The organism is Geoglobus acetivorans, from assembly GCF_000789255.1.
Classification (GTDB): domain Archaea; phylum Halobacteriota; class Archaeoglobi; order Archaeoglobales; family Archaeoglobaceae; genus Geoglobus; species Geoglobus acetivorans_B.
Window position 1 is genome coordinate 121,352 of sequence record NZ_CP009552.1, and the last position, 19,826, is coordinate 141,177.

The following is a 19,826-nucleotide window of genomic DNA, read 5'->3' on the forward strand; positions in this document are numbered from 1 at the left end:
GGACTGAAGGATGATTGACGAAGAAACCGTGAGGTATGTTTCCAATCTTGCAAAAATAGAACTGAAAGATGATGAAGTGGAAAACTACAAAAACGAGTTCGGGAAGATTCTCGAGTTTTTCGATCAGCTTGATGAAATTGATCCCGACGTCGAGCCCACATATCACGTTATCCCCCTCAAAAACGTTTTCAGAAAGGATGTGCCGGGAAAGAGCCTTGACAGGGATGAAGCACTCAAGAATGCAAGGCATAGGGAAGAAGGATACTTCAAAGGTCCGAGGGTTGTGGAATGATAACGGTTGGAGAGTGGAAGGAAAGGCTTGAAAACGAAAAAGCATACGACCTCGTTTCCGAACTGATTGACAGAATAAGGAAAAGCAAGCTGAATGCATACATCACGGTGACAGAAGACCAGGCCCTTAAACTTGCTGAAGACTTCGATAACGGAAAAAAAGAAGGGAAGCTCGCCGGAATCCCGATTGCAGTTAAGGACAACATATCCACGGAAGGGGTAAGGACGACATGCGCATCAAAAATGCTTGAAAACTACATCCCTCCCTTCGATGCACATGTTGTGGAGAAGCTGAAAAAAGAGGGTGCCATAATAATCGGCAAGACGAACATGGACGAATTTGGAATGGGAACGACAACAGAAAACTCCCATTTTGGAGTTGTCAGAAATCCGCACGATACCGGGAGGGTCGCCGGAGGTAGCAGCGGGGGAAGTGCCGCAGCAATCGCCGGAAAAGAGACGGTTCTGGCGCTTGGCACCGACACGGGAGGGAGCATAAGGTGTCCTGCAAGCTTTACAGGCGTTTACGGATTAAAACCAACCTACGGACTCGTTTCAAGATACGGGCTGGTTGCCTACGCCAACAGCCTCGAACAGATAGGCCCAATGGCTGGCAGCATAGACGATCTCGGACTTCTCCTCGAGGTTATAGCAGGTAGAGACGACAGGGATTCTACCAACGCTGGAAGAGGGTTTACATACTCTCCTGTCAGCAAAAAATTCAGAGTTGGCATAATAGAAGAAATGCAGGCAAATGCTGAGGTTAAGGAGCATTTTAATTCGTTTGTCGAAACTCTGAGAAAATTTGCTGATGTTGAGACAGTCAGTCTCCCATCGCTGAAGTATGCATTGCCTGCATATTACATAATTGCGATGAGCGAGGCTTCATCCAACCTCGCAAGGTATGATGGCGTGAGATATGGATTTTCCCTCGAGAATCTGGACAGCTGGAGCAGATACTTCTCTAAAGTCAGAGCAGAGGGCTTCGGAACAGAGGTGAAGAGAAGAATAATGATGGGGAGCTACGCACTCTCGGCAGGATACTACGGAAAATACTATCTCAAGGCTCTGAAGGTCAGGACTCTCGTCATCGAAGATTTCAGGAGAGCCTTTGAAAAATTCGATGTTCTAATTTCGCCAACAATGCCATCCACAGCATTCAGAATTGGCGAGATCGCCGATCCTGTAACAATGTACATGGCGGACGTGAACACAACACCGATAAACCTCGCAGGGTTGCCTGCATTGTCAATGCCAATAGGCGAGAGCAATGGACTTCCCGTGGGATTGCAGGTCATAGGTAATTACTTTGAAGAGAATACTGTTCTCGGTTTTGCCAAGGCGGTTGAGAGAAATGAAGTTTAATGCTGAAGAATGGCTGGAAAAGGCAAGAAAGGATTTTGAGAGTGCATGGCTGAACAGTGAGGTAGTCCTCAGTGAGCGCCCGCTCGGTGAAAGATATCCGCTCAGGGGCTACGAGGAGGGGAGGGCTCACCCTGTATTCGACACGATACAGAAACTGAGGGAGGCGTACCTGAGGATCGGATTCAGTGAGGTCATCAATCCGCTCATTGTCGAGGAGGTTCACGTGAGGAAGCAGTTTTCCAAGGAAGCACTTGCAGTTCTGGACAGATGCTATTACCTCGCAGGCCTTCCAAGACCTAACGTCGGAATTTCTGAGGAGAGAATCAGGAAAATTGAGGAAATAATTGAAAAGAACTTCGATCCGGACGAGCTCAGAAAGATTCTCCACATCTACAAGAAGGGAAAAATCGATGGAGATGACCTCTCCGCAGAAATTGCCCGTGTTCTCGGAGTAGAGGACCAGATTGCCCTCAAGGTCATAGATGAGGTGTTTCCGGAATTCAAAACCCTCATGCCCGAGCCAACCACACTCACGCTGAGGAGCCACATGACCACGGGCTGGTTCATCACCCTCTCGAAGCTTTCCGGAAAATATCCTCTCCCTGTGAAGCTATTCTCAATCGACAGATGTTTCAGAAGGGAGCAGAGTGAGGATCCCACACGTCTGTACACTTACTTCTCGGCAAGCTGTGTTATAATGGCCGAGGACGTGAGTGTTGATGACGGAAAGGCTGTAGCCGAGGCTCTTCTGAGACACTTCGGCTTTGAAAAATTCAGATTCAGGAAAGATGACAAGAGGAGCAAATATTACATACCCGGAACTCAAACGGAGGTGTTCGCCTACCATCCACATCTCGAAAACAACAGGAAATACGCTGATGGCTGGATAGAGATTGCCACATTCGGAATATATTCTCCAACAGCCCTTGCAGAATACGGCATAGAGTATCCGGTGATGAACCTCGGACTCGGAGTTGAGAGGCTTGCAATGGTTCTGCACGACTATTCGGACGTCAGAGAAATGGTCTACGGGTTCAGACACATTGAACTCAGCGATCTGGATATAGCGAGGAAAATAAAGCTGAAAGATGTGCCACTGACACCCAAGGGAATTGAAATCGCAGGCAGAGTTATCCAGGCCTTCGAGGAGAACGCAGCCGCCCAGGGACCCTGTGAGTTCACGGCTTACAGGGGAAGATTGTTTGAAAAGGACGTTGAAATCTTCGTTTTCGAGAGAGAAAATGCAAAGCTCTGCGGACCTGCATACGCAAATGAAATAGTCGTGCATGATGGAAACATATATGGCGTCCCAAAGAACGAGAAGTTCAGAGAGCTGTTTGATGAGGGAGTCAGCACGGGGATAAGATATCTCGACTCGTTCGCTTACTGCGCTGTAAGAAGGATAGAGGAAATGATAGCAGAGGGCAGAGAAGATGGAGAGGTCAGATCAAGAGTCGTTGAGAACCTGTCAGACATCAATCTGAAGCTCGAAGAGGGTCTGATGAATTACCTGATATCAAGAGGGAAGAGCGTGGACGTGAGAGGACCCCTTTTCCTCAGCGTTGGGTTCAGATTGCTATGAACCTCAAAAGGCTCAGAGAAATACAGAACGAGATATCGAACAGAGTAACAATTTCCGAAGTGGAGGAAATAGAATATGTTGCAGGAGTTGATACCGCATTTTTCAGACACTCAGGGACAGAATACGCAGTATCTTCAGCTGTACTCATGAGCTATCCTGAGCTTGAACTGATGATAGCTGAAAGCGTGGTCGATACCGTCGACTTCCCGTACATTCCCACGTACCTCATGTTCCGGGAGAGCAGAACCGCAATAAAAGCTCTGAAAAAGGTTTTGAGAGAGAAAACAGTGGTAATGGTGGACGGAAGCGGTCTTGCCCATCCCAGAAGGTGTGGAATAGCCACATACATTGGAGTTGAACTTTCCCTGCCTGCAATAGGCATTACGAAAAAGAGGCTCTGCGGGGAAATTGCCGGGGAGGGTGACGTGAAAAAACTCATTGTGGACGGGGAACATGTTGGATATGAAATTCTCACCTGCAGGAGATGCAAACCGATTTACGTTTCAGTTGGGAACCGGATTACACCTGAAAAAGCTCTGGAAGTAGTGATGAACTGCCTGCGAGGCTACAAACTTCCGGAACCGGTAAGAATTGCGGACAAGTACTCGAAAAAAGTCAAATCACAGTATCTCTCCGATCTCGACTCCACCTTCTAAGGGAATCTGTTTTGCCGTGACGATGACGGCCGTTGCCGGACATCCTCTGTCCTCGGTGTCAGCGATATTCAGCTTTCCCCCTGCAACCGATGCGGCATACAGACATGCCTCCCTCACGCCGTCTCCCTTAACAGGGAAAATTGAGTTTGCCCTGCCCTCTGAAACCAGTTCTGCGAGCTTTCTGAACAGAGCAGTGTCGGGCAGCTCCCCACCGACCAGTTCACCACCACTCAGGATTTTTCCGTAGAGGAATATTTTGTCACCCCTTTCAGGAACGTTCTTAACGCTCATGTCTCTGAGGCCGATTACTGCAGCGCCAAAGAAACTCTGGACAGTCTCTGCAAAATCCTCCGAATCGGTAAGAACAACCCTCTCCCTGACCTTTTTCCTGAAGCTTCTGTAAAACTCAAGAGCATATTCCAGCTCATTTCCGGAGAAAAGAAGAATGGCGAGGGGTTTGCTGAACCTGCACAGACTTTCCACCTCAATCTGGTAGGCCATAATCTCCGCTACCCTCTCAACATCCACCCTCAACCAGTCCCCTTCCTTCCTGCCTATACCGCCATAAGCAACGCTGAAAACAGCCAGAGAGACATTGTTACCGAGATCGACAGATATGGCGTTTCTCTCGGCATACACATCCAGCTTTGGAGCCAGTAGTGAAGGCTTGAAGTAGAAGCCAATGTTTTCTATCAGAGAAAGATAAATCGTTATTGCCTGTCTTATAAGCTCACTTCTCGAAATCAGCAGTTTTGAGGAGATTTCGTCAAGCCTGTCAACGATGCTCTCATCGAGTCTCAGATTAACAACCTTCATCGCAACTCTTTAATTCACCGGTAAATAAAAAGTTCTGGATGGAAATTTTCGAGGTGGGGAAGAGACTCGAAATCGGAAAAGAATTCGAATTCAAGATAATTGCTGGAAACAGAGTCATCAGACTATTCTGCACCCCCGTAAATCTGGAAGAACTCGTTATGGGTTTTCTGATCACTGAAGGGCTATCCTCCAGTCCGGAGGTTATTGTCGAGGGAGATGTTGCGGTTGCGAAGGTTGACAGGAACTTCGACACGGCAATAAACTCCTCCGGATGTGCGGGAGTCTACGTTGATGAAAAACTGAACCCCGTAAAACCCGGTTTCAGGTTCAGCATGAACTTTATAGAGAATTTTGTTGAAAAGCTTGAGGGAGACTATTACAGGAGAACGCGTGCATACCACACCGCCCTCGTCATCAGCAAAAATGGTGACTTTGTCAGAGCGTTTGATGTTGGACGGCACAATGCGGTGGACAAGGCAATAGGGCTGGCCTACAGGAACAGGTTCGATTTTTCAAGTTCCTTCCTTCTGCTTTCGGGAAGGATAACTGCGGGAATAGTGAAGAAGTGCATTCGTGCGGGAATTCCACTCGTTGTTTCAAAAGCTGCAATACTCGATCTTGCGGTGGATTACTGCAAAAAATATGGCCTGTCAGCAGTTTCATTTGCCACGGGACTTGCATTAAACAGCGGAGCTATTGAGGCCTGAGGAGGATCAGCCTTTTCACCCCATCGTCGACCATCAGTTCCCCGGCATCCGTCACAAGCATGCCATTTTTCACCTCCACTTCTTTCCCCGGATGAATCCCCGCTTTTTCCATGAAGAGGGGGGCAACGATAACAACATATCTGCCATCCTCAGCCTCCTCAAGCGTGCATGTGCTTTCAATGCAGATGTCACAAACGTCGCAGTAGCCAGATATGACCCTGCATATCCTGTCGATTACGTCCTCATTCGCAATATGCTCAAGCGTGCAGCTCAGACCGTGAGCAGTTTCGTCATCCAGGCCAAAAAAGTCCGTGAAGAATTTTTTAAACACAATGTAGTTTTTCTTGATTCGCTCTGCCACATCCAGACCCTTCCTGGTGAGCGTTGCGCCCTTATACGGCTGGTAATCCACATAACCCATCTCACTCAGCTTGTTGAGCATCTCCGTAACACTCGAAGGCTTTATGTTGAGTCGCTCCGCAATTTCCTTTGTCTTTGCCACCCTGCCTGATTTCTGAATGTCGTAAATGGTCTCGAGATATTCCTCAATCCTTTCCATTACAGTTCACCGAAAAATATTCCTCTTCTTTTCACCACTCTCCGGCTGCCGCAAAAGGGACAGAACAGGTTGGGGATGTGTAGTGGACCACTGTAGCCTGTTGTCTTTCTTATCCTAATATCAAACTCACTACCGCACCTCGAACAGTAAAGCTCGTTGAGTTCCCTCATTATCCAGAATTCTCCATCAGTCCATAATACTTTTTCCATCTGTAAGTGTGAAGTATATCTCCTCCAGCCTCGGAACCCTTGTTTCAATGGATATTATTTCACCACCGTTTTCAGTAATCTCCGCAAGAAGCCTGTTAACATCCCTGACATCTTCAAAGACGTCTTCAAATTCCCTTTCCCCTATTCTGTAGCTCACCATGTACTTTTTCATTCTATCCCTGAGAGCGTCAAGCTCCCCGAAATACAGAACCCTCCCTTTCTTTATTATGAGAAGCAGGTCGCAGGCGGATTCGACGTAGAACATGTTGTGGGCAGAAAAAACCACCGTCTTTCCCTGTTTGCCCAAATCTCTCACATACTCCGTAACAAACAGAGATGTAGATGGGTCGAGACCGCTTGTTGGCTCATCATATATCAGATACTCGGGATCGTGCACCAAGGTTCTGGCTATTGAGAGCTTCCGTTTCATACCCTTCGAAAACTCGCCCACAGGTTTATCATCAGGAAGGTTGAGGGTTTCCAGAAGTTCGTAAATCCTCTTTTCGGCCATATCCGCATCCACACCGTAAATCTCTGCAAAAACCCTGAGATACTCCTTAGCGTTGAGATTGTCGTAGAGCGCGTCAAATTCCGGAAGATATCCAATTTTCCTTTTGATGGCATTCAGATTTTCGAACAGATTTCTGCCATCGTAATGTATTTCGCCAGAAGTTGGTGTGAGAAGCCCGACAAGCATTTTGAGCGTTGTGGATTTTCCGGCACCATTTTCCCCAATAACTCCAAGAACTTCCCCTTTTCCAACCTCAAAGCTTATTCCATTCACGGCCAGAAATTCGCCATATTTCTTCGTGAGATTGATCGCTCTGAGCATCAGACAGATACTGGGAAAAGAATTTATTAAACTTTGTTTGAGTTCTCCTGTGCTGCCACTCATAAAAGCTGAGTTCAGGAAAGGCAGGAAGAAGTTCACAAATAAATTCAGGCTCCTCATTGCAGTAACTGCACTATTATCACTGGTGGCATCCATTGTATCGTATAACTACGGATTCCTCTCAGATTCCTGGATATACACATCCGCAAGCGACGTTTACGAAATTGAAAACAGACTGTTCACCCATATTCTTGTCGATGGTCAGCAGGAAGGTATGGATTTGCTGAAAAACGGTGAATCGGACGTTTTTATAACAGGGAACAGGATATTCATCACAGATTCGTTCAAATCCCAGTCTGCGGGAGAGGAAATGAAAAACTACATCAAAAACGAGTTCACAAAATGGCTGTACGAGAACTACGGTACCGGAGCATTTCCAGTATTCGTAAGGGCAGAATACCTTGAAAGAAAGCAACCTCAAGCTCTTTCACCCAAACCAATCTCCCAAGAAACGATCAAACAGCTGGAGAAACGTTCCAAACAGAAAAATCAGGTAACCGAAGATGAGCAGAAAGCCCAGATAGAGAAAAAAATCCAGCAGAGCTTAACTGAAAATGGCAGAAAATCAGCCATACTGCCCGAAAAGCAGGAAACAGGATACGATACTCCGGACACGTTCAGTCCACCATCCCTGATTTCGAAGATGGTCATCGCTTTCATCTTCATCATTCCGTCTCTCTTCTCGATGCAGCTGTACACCTCATCCCTTGCCGAAGACGTTAGGATGCGGAGAATGGAAGTCCTGCTATCCGCTCCATTTTCGCCATACTCACTGATATTCCAGAAACTGCTCCCATATTTCATCATCTCAGTAGCAATGATAGCGACGACATCGATCGTTTTCAGGGTGAACGGACTGCTCTTCATGCTGTTCCCCCTTCTTGCATTTCTATCATTTCAAACGTTCATAGCACTCAATTCGAGATCATACCGAGAACTCACATTTCTGATCCTTGTCTTCAACCTGTTCCTCATCATCTACCTCATACTTCCGTCAGTTTTTTCGGGAATTGCGTTATCAGACCTTTCTCCAGTAACATTCCTCCTCAGGGACCTTTCCGGGGAGAAAATCAGTTTTCAGGATTTCATTTTCTCGAACTTGATCCTTGCCGGCTTTACAATCATGGGATTCGTTCTGTCGGCCAGCTCCCTGAATATCGAAACCCTTTACAGTCCCAGGTCACCCTTTGGCAGACTTGCAGATGTACTTGGGAATTCCGCAGAGAAAGACCTGAACGCATTTTTCCTTGCGTTCCTGTCAGTATTTCTCGCCCTTTTTCTTGAATTCTTTTTACTGTTTTTTGGCCTGTCAGTCCCCATAATAACCTCATTCGCCCTGATAATGCTCGGCGTGGCGGTTATCGAGGAGGCATTAAAATCGATACTGATATTTCCGTCGCTGAGTCTGAAAAGGGCTGTGATTGTGGCTTCAGGATTCTTCATCGCCGAAAAGGGCATTCTGTTCCTCGAGGCGTTCAAGGACTACAGCATGGTGTTGCCCGGTGAACTGCTCATCTTCCCGCTGCTTTTACACATAACCGCATCCTCATCCTTTGCTGTCGTTTCTAAGAGAAGCTGGAAAGCGGGATACGTTCTGGCGGTGGCGATCCACTTCGCATACAATTACTACATGGTGATGGGCACATGAAAGCGATGATCAGGAAGGATCTCAGGCTCATAGTAAGGGAAAGAACCATCATGTCTGCCATAGCCATACTGATTTTCATCGCCTCATTCACGTCTGTAATAACGTTCGGGCTTCTTGTCCTTTACAAACCGGATTCGGTTGCCACAGGCAGCGTCAGAATTGGGGTTGCGGGAAACTGTCCGGTCCTGAAATCGTTTGCTGACGAAAGGTACCCAGAACTTGAAGATGCGTTAAACGATTTCTATGCCGGAAAGATAGATGCCGTGCTTTATTTGCCGGAAGAGAATTACACCTCTGCCAATTTCGTCACAGTATTTCTCCCGAAAAACGAGATCACCGGAATACTGGCAGGCACGCAGGTCAAGGAGATTCTGCAGAAATACCAGAAGGCAATGAGGGAAAGACGGGGAATTCCTGGAGATGACGGGTTCAGAGTTTACAGTCTCGATGGCGGAAAAGCCGAACTCCGTGAAGGCTCTTCCATGACATTCCGGTTCATTTATGCCATACTCATCCCGCTGCTTTTAATCACAACAGCAATAATTGCAGGAGGACTTGTGATAGACCTGATAAGTGAAGAGTACGAGACCAGGACTCTTGATGTCATCCTGTCAACACCCATGTCGATAACGGATTTCATATCTGCCAAGGTTTTTTCGGCTCTTATTGTGTCGGCTGTCCTGTCTGCTGTATGGGTGTTTCTGCTCCACGTAAACACGGGCATTTTCCGCCCAGTACTTCTTCTCATCCTGTCAGTATCATTTTCGATGATTTTCGCATCCATAGGAGCCATCATATCCTCAGGACTGAAGGACAGAGAGAGAAGTCAGCTCGTATTCTCCATACTTTCTGTTTCAATCGTTACTGTGTCATTCACACACCCATCAATGATTTCAGGAGTTTCAGCCAGAATCTCCGCTGGAAGTTACCTGCAGCCATGGGAATTTCTGATCTATCCTGTTCTCGGATCGGTTCTGATGCTCTTATCGATTAAGTTCTCTGAAAAACTGATAAAAGGTTAAATTGGGGTTTCTGTTCCCCACTTTTCAAGCGCCCTTGCTAGCTCACTATGCGACTTTGCATATTCTTCAAGAGGGATGTTCTGAACAATCGCCTCCAGAGCCTGTCTCACCGCCCTTGCTCCAGAACCCGGTCCGTCTGGATGTCCTATGGTTCCACCGCCAAGCTGAAGAACTATGTCGGTGCCAAGCGCCTCAATAACCTTCGGCAGTATGCCGGGATGGAGCCCTCCAGAGCTCGTGGGGAAAGCCGGTTTTATGCCGTAAAACTTTTGCTCCAAGTGGAAAACATCACCGTCTTCAGGAACATAGCGATTTTCCCTCAGAACCTTTGTGTTCTGCAGCACATCCCATTTCTTTCCTTCAAGCTTTCCTGCTCCCGCAGTTCCAACATGAAGCTGGTCAATCCCTACAAGCCGGTACAGTTTTGCAAGAACGAACATGGAAATCCCGTGCCGGGGATTTCTTGTCATCGCCGCATGCATCGCCCTGTGCCCGTGTATCGCAATGTCGTAATCCTCTGCAAGGTCCCTTATGTACTCAAGCACAGCCCATCCGCTTATGACAACATCAACCATTGCATGTTTCAGTGAAAGCTCCGACAGAAGTTCAAGTCGGTACTCCATATCCCTTACATCACCTGTTATGTTTGCAAACCAGGTCTTTTTCTCCCCGGTCTCGTTCTCAACTTTCTCGATGATATTCGCCATCACTTCTGCCCTTTCCTCAAACCTGTTGTACCAGGGCGATGCCAGATTTTCGTCGTCTTTCACAAAATCTGCCCCTGACAAAAGAAGCTCCTCAGCGAGAGAGTACAGCTCCTCTGGAGAGTAGCCAACCTTCGGTTTGGGCACAACACCGTAGATTGGCCTTTCCTTTATGTCAAGCATTTTTCTAACTCCTTCAATACCAAATGCTGGCCCATTAAATTCCCGTATGATTTTTTCAGGAAAGTACAGATCCTCAAGCCTGAGTCCATTTACCCTCCTCATTCCAAACACATTTCCCGCTATTGATGCAAGGAGGGCTGGCAGGTTGTTTTCCTCAAAAGCATGAGACGGATAGGCTATTTTCACCATCCAGCTTCCATCGCCCATGTCGTGGAAATCGTATGCCTTTGCAGACAGGTCCTCCCATCTCTCCATCTCATACCACGGGTAAAGGGTCGTCCAGGTACCCGTCGAGCTTTCTGCAGCCACACCGCCGGCAGCCTGCTCGATTGTATAGCCTTCAGCAGGCGTAATCCTGAAAACTGCGACCACATCCCTCTTGTAATTCGGTTCGTAATCCTTATCCACGTAGTAATCATATATCTTGTCAAACCTCTCTGTCATTGTTCCACCCCTTCCAGAGTTTATCAAACCCAAATATTAATTTATTCGTCCAGAGTGGCGGCGAAAAAAATTTTGTATTGAAACGCAAAGTTCGGTTTATGGAAGAATACATTTCTCTCATTCTCGCATCGGTTTTCGGAGCGGTTGTGGGACTCGAGCGATCAAAAGTCCACAAACCCGCTGGACTGAGAACTCACATGCTCGTATCTGCAGGCTCGTGTCTGTTCATGATAGTCTCAGCCAGATTCTTCAACGATCCTGCCAGGATAGCTGCAGGAGTTGTTTCAGGAATAGGTTTCATCGGCGCCGGTACAATACTTGCCGAGCAGAGGAAGGAAAGAACAAAAGTTGTCGGAATCACCACGGCAGCGAGTCTCTGGATGACCGCAGCAATAGGAATGATTACGGGTTTTGGAGATTACAGACTCGCAACATTCTCAACAGCATTAACATACATCATACTCAAGCTAAAGAGGGTTGAGGAGATGCTCGAGAAAAGGGATAAAAATTAAATCCTGTGTTAAATAAACTCACTTTCCCTGCCAAGCTTCCTTATGAGCTCCATCTGCCTGAGAGCGAGTTTTCTCGCCTCACCCATGTCGCTCTCTGTCAATACCTCTCCGCCTTCCATAACCTTCTCAAGCAGCGGCTCCATGCCCCCAGGCTTATCCTCGCTGAACAGCCTGATTTCATCCCTCAGACTTTCCCAGTCCCTGTAAACCTGCTTCATTCCACCTCTCTTCCCTCTTTTGGCACAGAACTCACCATTTCTTTCCACTATGTCCATGGAGAAGTCAACAGGGTTTGCCCCGGCAATGCTTGTTCCCACTCCAAAAATGTCAACGATGTCCCTCAGGGCCACAATGTCCTCAATGTCAAGTCCTCCACTTACAACAATCTTCACATCGCCCCTGCCCCTTATTCTGAGTTCCCATTTAATTTCCTCGATTATCTTCCGCATGTTGCCTCTTCTCGTGCCAGGGGTGTCAAATCTGAGGCCATCAACCCTCTCCACGTTTTCGATCGCCAGTATCGCTTCGGTTTTCTCATCAAAATATGTGTCTGCAAGAAGCGTCCGGGGAATATTTTCATCAACAACCTCGTCAAACGCCCTCCACGCCGAGATCTGGTCGCCAAACGAAATTATCAGGGCGTGGGGCATCGTTCCGACACTCTCAATGCCGAGATACTTCTCTGCTGAAACGTTGCTCACACCATCCACTCCACCAATCCACGCTGCCCGTTCAATAACTGGAGCTATAGCAGGATGCTGTCTTCTCGTCCCGAATGACAGAACCTTTCTGTCACCTGCGGCGAGCTTTGTTCTGAACGCCTTGGTGGAAACTCCGGAAGAGTGGCAGATAAAACCCAGTATCGCAGTCTCAAACCTGGCGAAATCCAGATAATGGCCGGCGATAACCATTACAGGCTCATGAGGAAAGAAGAGCGTTCCTTCCTTCATCGCATAAACGTCAACATCTATGCCCTCCATCAGCTCAAGCACATCACGCAGTCCCGAAAAAATACCCCAGCTGGATGCCGTGAATTCTGCCACAACGTACGGATTGACCTTCTTCTCTCTCAAAACCTTTTCAGTCCATACAAAGTATTTGTCTGTCACAATTCCGTTCTTGATATCCTCATCTCTTGCAATCAGAAACATCACAATCCCTCCTTACACTTACAAGGCCGGGAACCGCATTTTATGCAGTAATCCGGATATTTCTTCCTCACCTCTTCCTCAAGTTCAATCCCGCAAAGATTTGCCAGGCTCACAAGCCAGGCGAAAACATCTGCAAATTCCTCACCGAGATTTTTGTTTTTTCTCAGCGCCTCTGAAAGTTCCCCAACTTCCTCGATAAACCAGAAAAAGGTCTTTCCCACACCCCTTTCAATGTCCTTCTCGTAGTAAAGGTCCTTTATCAGTCTCTGAAACTCGGATATCTTCACGTGGTAAAGGTGAGAGTCTGATAATTTAAATCATTCTGATAAATCGTTGAGAGCATGGCGGGAAAAAGCTCACCACAGTTCAAGCACATCAAAATTAGTGGATGAACTTCTTTTTCAGCGAATAACCTATCTGTCTCGAAAGCGGCATTTTGCGTCCATTATATTCCGTTTTTCTCTCCGCAATAGCTTCTTTCAGAGTTCCCGTATAGAGCGTCAACCCGTATCCCACCTCGTCTGCCGTATGAGCATCGCTGCCTGCTATTTTAGCCATCCCATACCTGTCCGCAATTCTTTCTGAAATTCTGTTGAAAATGCCAATGACATACTTTGCATTGAAAACCTCCAAAGCATCTGCGTGCTTTATAAGCTCGATCCTGAAAGCACCACTCCTCTCTATCTGAAAGGGATGCGACACAGCACAAATTCCGTTCCGCTTTCTCACCTCCTCAATTGTTTCCATCAGAGACATGCCCTTGTCAATATCTCTCTCAATATAATAAACAAGGAGGTGTCCATCAGAAGTTGAAATTTCAGCACCCGGTATTACCTCAATGTCCAGATGCTCATCCCTGACGTAGTCGAGTGCCGCCATGCTCCCCTGAACAGTGTCATGATCCGTTATCGAGATGGCATCGATTCCGAGCCTCACAGCCACATCAACAATTCTCTCAGCCCTGTCGAGGCCGTCACTGTATGTGGAGTGGACATGCAGTTCAGCCCTTTTCATCGAAGGCTTTTTGACTTTAAGGTAAAATAAGATTTGTGAAGGTCCTTCTTGTTACAGGAAGACTGGCTGAAAAAATGGTAAGGGAAAACGCCATGGGAAATGACGTTCATGTGGCAGATGTTGACGTCGCTGCTTTTGTATCGGAAAAAGACCTCGAAAATCTTGATCTTTCCGATTACGATCTCGTACTTGTCCCGGGGCTTTCCAAGGGTAAGTGGGAAAAGCTGGAAAAAGAGAGTGGCGTTAAAATTCGCCTTGGACCAATTCACGCATACGACATTCCCCCAATACTTAAAAGACTTGACGAAATTGAACTTTCCCATGAGATCCCTGCGGACAGGCTTGTTGACATCGATAGACGAAATGAAATCCTGAAAGAGATCGAGACACACGAAAAGGGCGTATTTGACATAAACGGCATCGTTATCGGAGGGGAGAGCAGATTAAAGGTTGTTGCCGAGATCGTTGATGCCACCGAACTTGAAAAAGACGAGCTTGTGGAGAGAATAGAATACTATCTTGAAAGTGGTGCTGACATAATAGACCTCGGCATACCAATAAGCTTTTCCACGGAAGATGTAAAAAAAGCGGTTAGGATAGCAAAGGATTGCTGCAATGCAGTCAGCATAGATACATTCTCTCCAAGAGCAATAAGGGCAGGAATTGAGAGCGGTGCTGACATGGTCATGAGCATCTCACTCTCAAATCTTAAAGCGCTGAATTACGTTAGAGATCAGGCAGTTGTTGCCGTCGAAAGAAATCCAGAAAGACTGAAGTGGCTGATCAGCTTTATAAAAACAAAAACAGACAGGGTTATTGCAGATCCGGTGCTGGACATAAACGGATTTTTTGATTCCCTGACAAGATACAGGAAATACCGGGAAATCGATTCTGCAACTCCCATGCTTTTCGGTTCGGGAAACATAACCGAACTTTTCGATGCGGACAGCGTGGGCATGAACGGGATTCTCGCATACATTGCTGAAGAGCTTGAAGCTGACCTGCTCTTCACAACCGAAGCGAGCGTTAAAACGAGGGGATGCATTAAGGAGCTTAAAACCGCAAGCATTATGGTCAGAGGAGCCAGGATAAAGGAGACTCCACCAAAAGATCTGGGGATTTCTCTGCTTGTACTGAAAGAGAAAAGAAGGATTGCGGAGGCGCAGGAGCCTGAAGGGTGCATTGAAGCCGAAAAAAGCGAAAGATTCGTGAGAGATCCTGCTGGCGATTTCAGAATATGGGTTTCAGGAAACAGGATAGTCTGCAGCCATGAAAAGGCGGTTGTGACAGGAAAGGACGCAAAAAGCATAATTGACACGATCCTGAGACTCAACCTGGTAACCAGACTGGATCACGCAGCGTACCTCGGAAGAGAGCTGAAAAAAGCAGAAATGGCATTAAAACTCGGCAAGAACTACGTGCAGGATATGCCCCTGGATTTTGGAATATACGGAAAAGTTGATTAGAAAACAAAAACCGCAGCAGCGACAACCGTCGTATAGTCCTTTACCTCTGCCACCTTTGTTACATTGAATGTCTTTGCGGGCTTTATGCCGAAGGCCGTTTCGAGCATGAATGCCGCACTCTCCTCTGCCTTCCTCCCAACATCCTCTCCGGTATACTCTCCGTGATATTCCGTGAGATACCCGTGAAGAGATGAATCTTCAGGAATTGCTGCTCCAACACTCGCATAAATTTTCTTACCCTCTTCGCTGCTCGTCTCCCTCGACATCACACAGAAAACGACCTGACCGGGGTAAAGCTCCCTCAGACCGTCGTCAATGCCGATTATTTCACACTGAGGGGGAAATATGCTGCTCACAGGAACGAGGTTGAACCTTTCTATGCCAGCATCTCTCAATGCGAGCTCAAAGCTAACCAGCTCATCCTCATGACTGCCCGCTCCCGCTGTGAAGAACACCTTTTTCGGGACGAGCATTCTGTTCACATCCACAGTTACGCTTTCAGCTCCTGAAAACCCATCTGCCCTGCTTTCAAATCTCACGTGTCAGAGTAGAGAGGAGAGTATTTAAAACTTACCTCTATGGAAAAAGAGGCTTTTCTATCAGGTCTTCAGCCTCAAGGGCGAGTTTCCACCTCTCCTTACACTCGCAATCGGTCTCGAAAACCCCTTTATCCCCTGTCAGAGAAAACTGTCTTATCTCATCAATAACAGAACCGTCACATTTGAAGCAGTTGTGGGGTCCTCTCCTCTTACCTCCCGCAACGGGATCGCACAGTATGTCCAAATCAGCCCATTTCAGGATTTCCACGGCACTCCACAGCCAGGGAGGCCTGTAAACGCCCTCTCTCCACAGCCTCTCAACATACGTTCCTGAATGGATCGTCATGAGGTTGAGCGAGACCACATCCGTGTAAGGCTTTACGTCCTCAATGGACTTTTTTATGTCATCCATCGCCTCTTTCTCCATGAGCAGAGGAGGTTTGAGTAGCAGATAGGTCTTTATCCTCGCCACACTACCCACACGTTTAACTGCGCTTCTGTAATCCTCGAAGCTGAAGCCTTTATTTATCAGATGTTCCCTGTAGAAATCGTTTGAAGTTTCAAGACCTATGCCAATTTCAATCTCAATGCCAGCCTGAGAGATTTCCTCAGCCACCGCTTCGGTCAGAAACTCAGGCCTGCTTTCGACAATGAGCTTTCTGAATCCAAGCTCCACTGCCCTGCGGTAGATCTTCTCTCTTGTTTCTCTTTCAACCTCCCTGGCATCGAAAAAACTGCCTGAGGTGAATATTTTCAGAACTTCCGCCTGTTTTTTGACTGCAGCCTTTTCAAACGCCCTGTAAACTTTCTCCTGAGTTGCGTTTCTGTCCGAGTCGAGGGTGTAGCCACACATGTAGCATTTATCCCACCCGCACCCCCTCGTGGGGAGTATCACCGTGAGGCAGTCCACCACCTCTCCGTCAAGCCTTTCTCTCTCAATCCAGGCCTTCAAAGACGCAGCCTCCTTCTCATTCTCAGTCTATCACCGTAGTAAAGTCCCACCACAAGCCCTCCGAGGTGTGCTATGTAAGCCACACCGGTGAAAAGCGGAGACGGAGTCAGCAGATTGTAGAGATTGTAGAGCGCAAACAGGAGTACTGCCATTCGGATATTCATCGGGATAAAGAAGAACAGCAGCACTCTGATCTCCGGAGCCATGATGGCGAGAGCCCCCATTACACCGTAAATCGCCCCTGAAGCTCCTACAGCCGGCGTAAATGTCCCACTTGCGTATGAAAAAAGGACGTACATCACGTTCCCAAAAATACCTGAAAGCAGAAATATTTCGAGATACTTCTTCCCGCCCACTCTTCTTTCAAGCTCTGTCCCAAAGAAGAAAAGCACGAGAGCATTTACAAAATAATGCTCAAACGAACCATGAAGGAAGATGCTGGTAATAAGCTGCCAGGGTCGCAGATAGACGTCGTAAGGATAAAGAGCAAGCATATTGAAGAGAGGTCTGAATATGAGCGTCAGAGCAAACAGGACAGTGATTATTGCAAGAATCATGTTGTTGTAGCCGTAAATCTCAAACGGATTTTTTCTGACCTTCAATTCGGGATCATACTTCTGCAATTCAGCAATTCTGCTCCTTTGTCTCCGCCCTATATCTCTGTCCCGCTTAACCTTAACAGGAATATCATACAGCCCCTCGCAGCTGTGCTTTTCGGGCAACCTGTGATCAGAGCAGAACGTACCTCCACAATAACTGCATTTGTACGGAAGAAGCTCATCCTTTCCGCATATATCACATTTCACCGCTTTAATACTGGTCCGCCAATATTTAAATTTTGGCCAGAATTCGGGAATACTTTCTTATTTTTTCATCATCGTAGCTGGAAAGCCAGGAAAGCCAGCATATTTCAGTACTTCCAAATCCCACATATCCGGACAAAGATTCCACAAATTCAACGAACTCAACAAGTTTATTCGGGGGATCCACAAATCGCCCAACAAATCTCCTCACAATCCGGTCAGGCATAACTGTATCAATCCCACCCATCATCCTAAGGTACTGGAAGGTGTTTATCCCTGCACCTTTCACATCAAGCCACTCCCTCCAGCTTTCAACCTCCGCCTCTTTAGCCCACCTCCTAAGGGCTGTGGCACCCTCACCGTACTCTGAAATTATGCTGCACACTCCTTTTGCAACCTGCCAGCTCCTTTTATTTCTCCACAGTGAGTAAAGTTCAGCATCATTACATGAAATCAGATCGTCAAAGCCTGCAATTCTCCCGGAGTCGATAAACCTCCTTTTAAATTCAAGGACTCTCGGAACTACCACAGAAAAATAATTGACCCCAACGGATGTTATGGCTGCATCCACCACCATCAGTATAACGTTACCCCCGTACCTCTCCGAATCAAGGACCTTCCTGCAGAACTTCAGCGTTTCCGGAGACTTTTCCGCCAGCCTTTGCAGCTCTCTTCTCATCATCCCAAGACTCGACAAGCTCCATCACCTTATCCGGATCTACCTGATAGGTCTGAATTATTCTGGCGACTTCCTTAAAGTCTCTTATGTTTTTGTCGAGCATGTATTTGAGGACTGCTTCCCTTCTCTTCAGCTCCTGTTCCAGTTCCTTTCTCGACCAGTTCCTCATGATTCTGAGTTCTTCAAGGGCCTTTGAGCTGCCGACCATCACGTGTTCGTCCTTGCTTGAGTCCCAGGTGAAGACTGTTGTGGTTCTCATGATCTTGGTGTGGGGGTCAACGCCTATGATTTCAGCTATCTCCAGGTTTCTTCTCACCCTCTTCTTGCCCATGAAGACCTGGGCCTGTATGCTGACTATGTCCAAAGCTTCGATCATTGCTCTGGGGACGTTTATGGGCGGGTTTTCAAGCCTGTGGATGACGCCGTTGACAGAGTCGGCATGCAGGGTTGAGTAGGTGGTGTGGCCGGTGGACATTGCCTGGAAGAGGGTCAGTGCCTCCTTTCCCCTGACCTCTCCAACTATTATGTATTCGGGTCTCTGTCTCAAGGCTGCTCTCAGCAAATCGTACATGTCCACTACCTTTCCTGTTTCCCTTGTGACTGCGGGAATCCAGTTCTCGTGGGGGAGCATTATCTCTCTCGTGTCCTCAATGGTCACTATCTTCGAGCTTCTCGGGATGAAGATTGAGACGGCGTTCATGGACGTGGTTTTTCCGCTTGCAGTTCCTCCTGCGAAGATGAGGGACCTCTTGTTCTCTATGCAGAGCCAGAGGTAGGCCATCTGCTCTATGCTGAAGGTTCCCCAGGCGATGAGATCCACTGGAGTTACGGGTTCCTCTCTGAACTTTCTTATGGTGAATGTGGAGCCGTGGTCCGTGACTTCCCTGGCCAAGGTCATCTGGATTCTTGATCCGTCTGGAAGGGATGCATCCAGGAGAGGTTCGGCTATGCTTATGTGCTTGCCCGACATCTGGGCAAGCTTTATGACGAACATGTCAAGCTCGTCCTCTCTGAAGGTGAGGTTTGTTCTGATGTTCTGGTAGTTGCGGTGGTAGATGTATACGGGCTTGTTGTAGCCGTTGCAGGAGATGTCTTCTATCAGGCGGTCCTTCATGAGGGGGGTTATGGGGCCGTAGAGAAGTGTCTCTCTCAGCACATAATAAAGAAGAGCATGATAATAATATTCATCGTCAAATTTAAGCTTCAGAGATTCCACAATCCTGTCAAACGTCTCAATTATCGCCTTTTCCTTATCTCGTTTCTCATGGATTGAGGGCAGAACAAACTCAAGTCTTCTCAGGATGTCATTCTTAACTCCCTCATATTCATTAAGGGGCGGCTCAATAACATAATACAGAGCATCGAGACCTTCCTGCAGAATTTTGATGGCAGAAAAAACCCTTCCCCCGTAAATCGGATAAGATTCAATTTCTTCATATCCCTCAGGAGGGGGCAATTCTGTCAGAAGTTTAGCATAATCTTTCAGATTGCTCATCAAGATAATTCGAAAACCGGATTATATAATCCTTTTCATGATTGTGATAAGCCCTCTCGACCCCTAATTCTTCCACCGTATAGTATTTGTCAGGCACCAATTCAGCCTTTTTAATTAGATTGTTACAGTGTTTAACT

Annotated in this window: 22 protein-coding genes; 9 read left to right on the plus strand and 13 right to left on the minus strand. The window is 47.2% G+C overall.

Translation table 11 applies throughout. The features are described from left to right. Nucleotides 1-10 precede the first annotated feature (10 nt). The 4 genes from gatC to GACE_RS00715 are packed head-to-tail and all read left to right on the plus strand — an operon-like array spanning nt 11 to nt 3,894. The gene (gene gatC / locus GACE_RS00700; RefSeq protein ID WP_048090353.1) at nt 11-292 is read left to right on the plus strand and encodes an Asp-tRNA(Asn)/Glu-tRNA(Gln) amidotransferase subunit GatC; all 282 of its coding nucleotides are present in this window, start codon (nt 11-13) and stop codon (nt 290-292) included. Next, nucleotides 289-1,656, plus strand: a complete 1,368-nt coding sequence (gene gatA / locus GACE_RS00705; RefSeq protein ID WP_048090355.1) for an Asp-tRNA(Asn)/Glu-tRNA(Gln) amidotransferase subunit GatA — start codon at nt 289-291, stop codon at nt 1,654-1,656. Before gatC ends, gatA begins: the two co-directional genes overlap by 4 nt. Further along, entirely contained in the window at nt 1,646-3,238 is a 1,593-nt protein-coding gene (gene sepS, locus GACE_RS00710; protein WP_048090357.1) for an O-phosphoserine--tRNA ligase, read from the plus strand. The genes gatA and sepS overlap by 11 nt, the downstream gene beginning before the upstream one ends. Continuing rightward, entirely contained in the window at nt 3,235-3,894 is a 660-nt protein-coding gene (locus GACE_RS00715; protein ID WP_048090359.1) for an endonuclease V, read from the plus strand. Before sepS ends, GACE_RS00715 begins: the two co-directional genes overlap by 4 nt. Here GACE_RS00715 and GACE_RS00720 read toward each other — a convergent pair. Continuing rightward, nucleotides 3,859-4,710, minus strand: a complete 852-nt coding sequence (locus GACE_RS00720; RefSeq protein WP_048090361.1) for a ribbon-helix-helix domain-containing protein — start codon at nt 4,708-4,710, stop codon at nt 3,859-3,861. The genes GACE_RS00715 and GACE_RS00720 overlap by 36 nt on opposite strands. Before the next feature lie 38 nt (nt 4,711-4,748). Here GACE_RS00720 and fdhD point away from each other — a divergent pair, with 38 nt between their 5' ends. Next, on the plus strand, nt 4,749-5,417 hold the full coding sequence (gene fdhD, locus GACE_RS00725; RefSeq protein ID WP_048090363.1) for a formate dehydrogenase accessory sulfurtransferase FdhD: 669 nt from the start codon (nt 4,749-4,751) through the stop codon (nt 5,415-5,417). On the opposite strand, the gene GACE_RS00730 is transcribed toward fdhD, so the two are convergent. The 3 genes from GACE_RS00730 to GACE_RS00735 are packed head-to-tail and all read right to left on the minus strand — an operon-like array spanning nt 5,404 to nt 7,017. Continuing rightward, nucleotides 5,404-5,976 (minus strand): metal-dependent transcriptional regulator, encoded by a 573-nt coding sequence (locus tag GACE_RS00730; protein WP_048090365.1) that lies wholly within the window; start codon nt 5,974-5,976, stop codon nt 5,404-5,406. The two genes, fdhD and GACE_RS00730, sit on opposite strands and share 14 nt — an antisense overlap. Then, nucleotides 5,976-6,146, minus strand: coding sequence for a hypothetical protein (locus GACE_RS11760; protein WP_193363920.1), 171 nt, complete (start codon nt 6,144-6,146; stop codon nt 5,976-5,978). The genes GACE_RS00730 and GACE_RS11760 overlap by 1 nt, the downstream gene beginning before the upstream one ends. 16 nt (nt 6,147-6,162) lie before the next feature. Beyond that, nucleotides 6,163-7,017 carry an ABC transporter ATP-binding protein gene (locus tag GACE_RS00735; RefSeq protein WP_048090367.1) on the minus strand — a complete coding sequence of 285 codons (855 nt, stop codon included), beginning with the start codon at nt 7,015-7,017 and terminating at the stop codon, nt 6,163-6,165. Between the two features lie 49 nt (nt 7,018-7,066). On the opposite strand from GACE_RS00735, the gene GACE_RS00740 reads away from it, so the two are divergent. After that, complete coding sequence (locus GACE_RS00740; protein WP_048090368.1) at nt 7,067-8,725, plus strand: ABC transporter permease family protein; 1,659 nt, start codon at nt 7,067-7,069, stop codon at nt 8,723-8,725. Beyond that, nucleotides 8,722-9,747 (plus strand): ABC transporter permease, encoded by a 1,026-nt coding sequence (locus GACE_RS00745; RefSeq protein ID WP_048090371.1) that lies wholly within the window; start codon nt 8,722-8,724, stop codon nt 9,745-9,747. The genes GACE_RS00740 and GACE_RS00745 overlap by 4 nt, the downstream gene beginning before the upstream one ends. Here the strand turns inward: GACE_RS00745 and rbcL are convergent. After that, complete coding sequence (rbcL, locus tag GACE_RS00750; protein ID WP_048093460.1) at nt 9,744-11,078, minus strand: type III ribulose-bisphosphate carboxylase; 1,335 nt, start codon at nt 11,076-11,078, stop codon at nt 9,744-9,746. The genes GACE_RS00745 and rbcL overlap by 4 nt on opposite strands. Before the next feature lie 98 nt (nt 11,079-11,176). On the opposite strand from rbcL, the gene GACE_RS00755 reads away from it, so the two are divergent. Then, nucleotides 11,177-11,590, plus strand: a complete 414-nt coding sequence (locus GACE_RS00755) for an MgtC/SapB family protein (protein WP_048090373.1) — start codon at nt 11,177-11,179, stop codon at nt 11,588-11,590. A gap of 8 nt (nt 11,591-11,598) precedes the next feature. On the opposite strand, the gene GACE_RS00760 is transcribed toward GACE_RS00755, so the two are convergent. The 3 genes from GACE_RS00760 to GACE_RS00770 form a co-directional block, all read right to left on the minus strand. Beyond that, nucleotides 11,599-12,741: a nicotinate phosphoribosyltransferase gene (locus GACE_RS00760; protein ID WP_048090375.1), complete on the minus strand. Its 1,143-nt coding sequence runs from the start codon at nt 12,739-12,741 to the stop codon at nt 11,599-11,601. Beyond that, on the minus strand, nt 12,741-13,028 hold the full coding sequence (locus tag GACE_RS00765; RefSeq protein ID WP_048090377.1) for a MazG nucleotide pyrophosphohydrolase domain-containing protein: 288 nt from the start codon (nt 13,026-13,028) through the stop codon (nt 12,741-12,743). Before GACE_RS00765 ends, GACE_RS00760 begins: the two co-directional genes overlap by 1 nt. Nucleotides 13,029-13,122: 94 nt before the next feature. Further along, a complete protein-coding gene (locus GACE_RS00770; RefSeq protein ID WP_048090380.1) occupies nt 13,123-13,755 on the minus strand; it encodes a PHP domain-containing protein in 633 nt (210 codons plus the stop codon). A gap of 35 nt (nt 13,756-13,790) precedes the next feature. On the opposite strand from GACE_RS00770, the gene GACE_RS00775 reads away from it, so the two are divergent. Next, nucleotides 13,791-15,221, plus strand: a complete 1,431-nt coding sequence (locus GACE_RS00775; RefSeq protein ID WP_048090382.1) for a dihydropteroate synthase-like protein — start codon at nt 13,791-13,793, stop codon at nt 15,219-15,221. On the opposite strand, the gene GACE_RS00780 is transcribed toward GACE_RS00775, so the two are convergent. From GACE_RS00780 to GACE_RS00800, 5 genes are all read right to left on the minus strand, one after another. Next, a complete protein-coding gene (locus GACE_RS00780) occupies nt 15,218-15,694 on the minus strand; it encodes a pyruvoyl-dependent arginine decarboxylase (RefSeq protein WP_048093462.1) in 477 nt (158 codons plus the stop codon). The genes GACE_RS00775 and GACE_RS00780 overlap by 4 nt on opposite strands. A gap of 103 nt (nt 15,695-15,797) precedes the next feature. After that, nucleotides 15,798-16,712 (minus strand): archaeosine biosynthesis radical SAM protein RaSEA, encoded by a 915-nt coding sequence (locus GACE_RS00785; protein ID WP_048090383.1) that lies wholly within the window; start codon nt 16,710-16,712, stop codon nt 15,798-15,800. Beyond that, the gene (locus GACE_RS00790) at nt 16,709-17,518 is read right to left on the minus strand and encodes a rhomboid family intramembrane serine protease (RefSeq protein WP_048090385.1); all 810 of its coding nucleotides are present in this window, start codon (nt 17,516-17,518) and stop codon (nt 16,709-16,711) included. The genes GACE_RS00785 and GACE_RS00790 overlap by 4 nt, the downstream gene beginning before the upstream one ends. Nucleotides 17,519-17,543: 25 nt before the next feature. Continuing rightward, the gene (locus GACE_RS00795; RefSeq protein ID WP_052400165.1) at nt 17,544-18,197 is read right to left on the minus strand and encodes a hypothetical protein; all 654 of its coding nucleotides are present in this window, start codon (nt 18,195-18,197) and stop codon (nt 17,544-17,546) included. Next, the gene (locus tag GACE_RS00800) at nt 18,124-19,689 is read right to left on the minus strand and encodes an ATPase, T2SS/T4P/T4SS family (RefSeq protein ID WP_084063629.1); all 1,566 of its coding nucleotides are present in this window, start codon (nt 19,687-19,689) and stop codon (nt 18,124-18,126) included. Before GACE_RS00800 ends, GACE_RS00795 begins: the two co-directional genes overlap by 74 nt. Nucleotides 19,690-19,826: the final 137 nt, after the last annotated feature.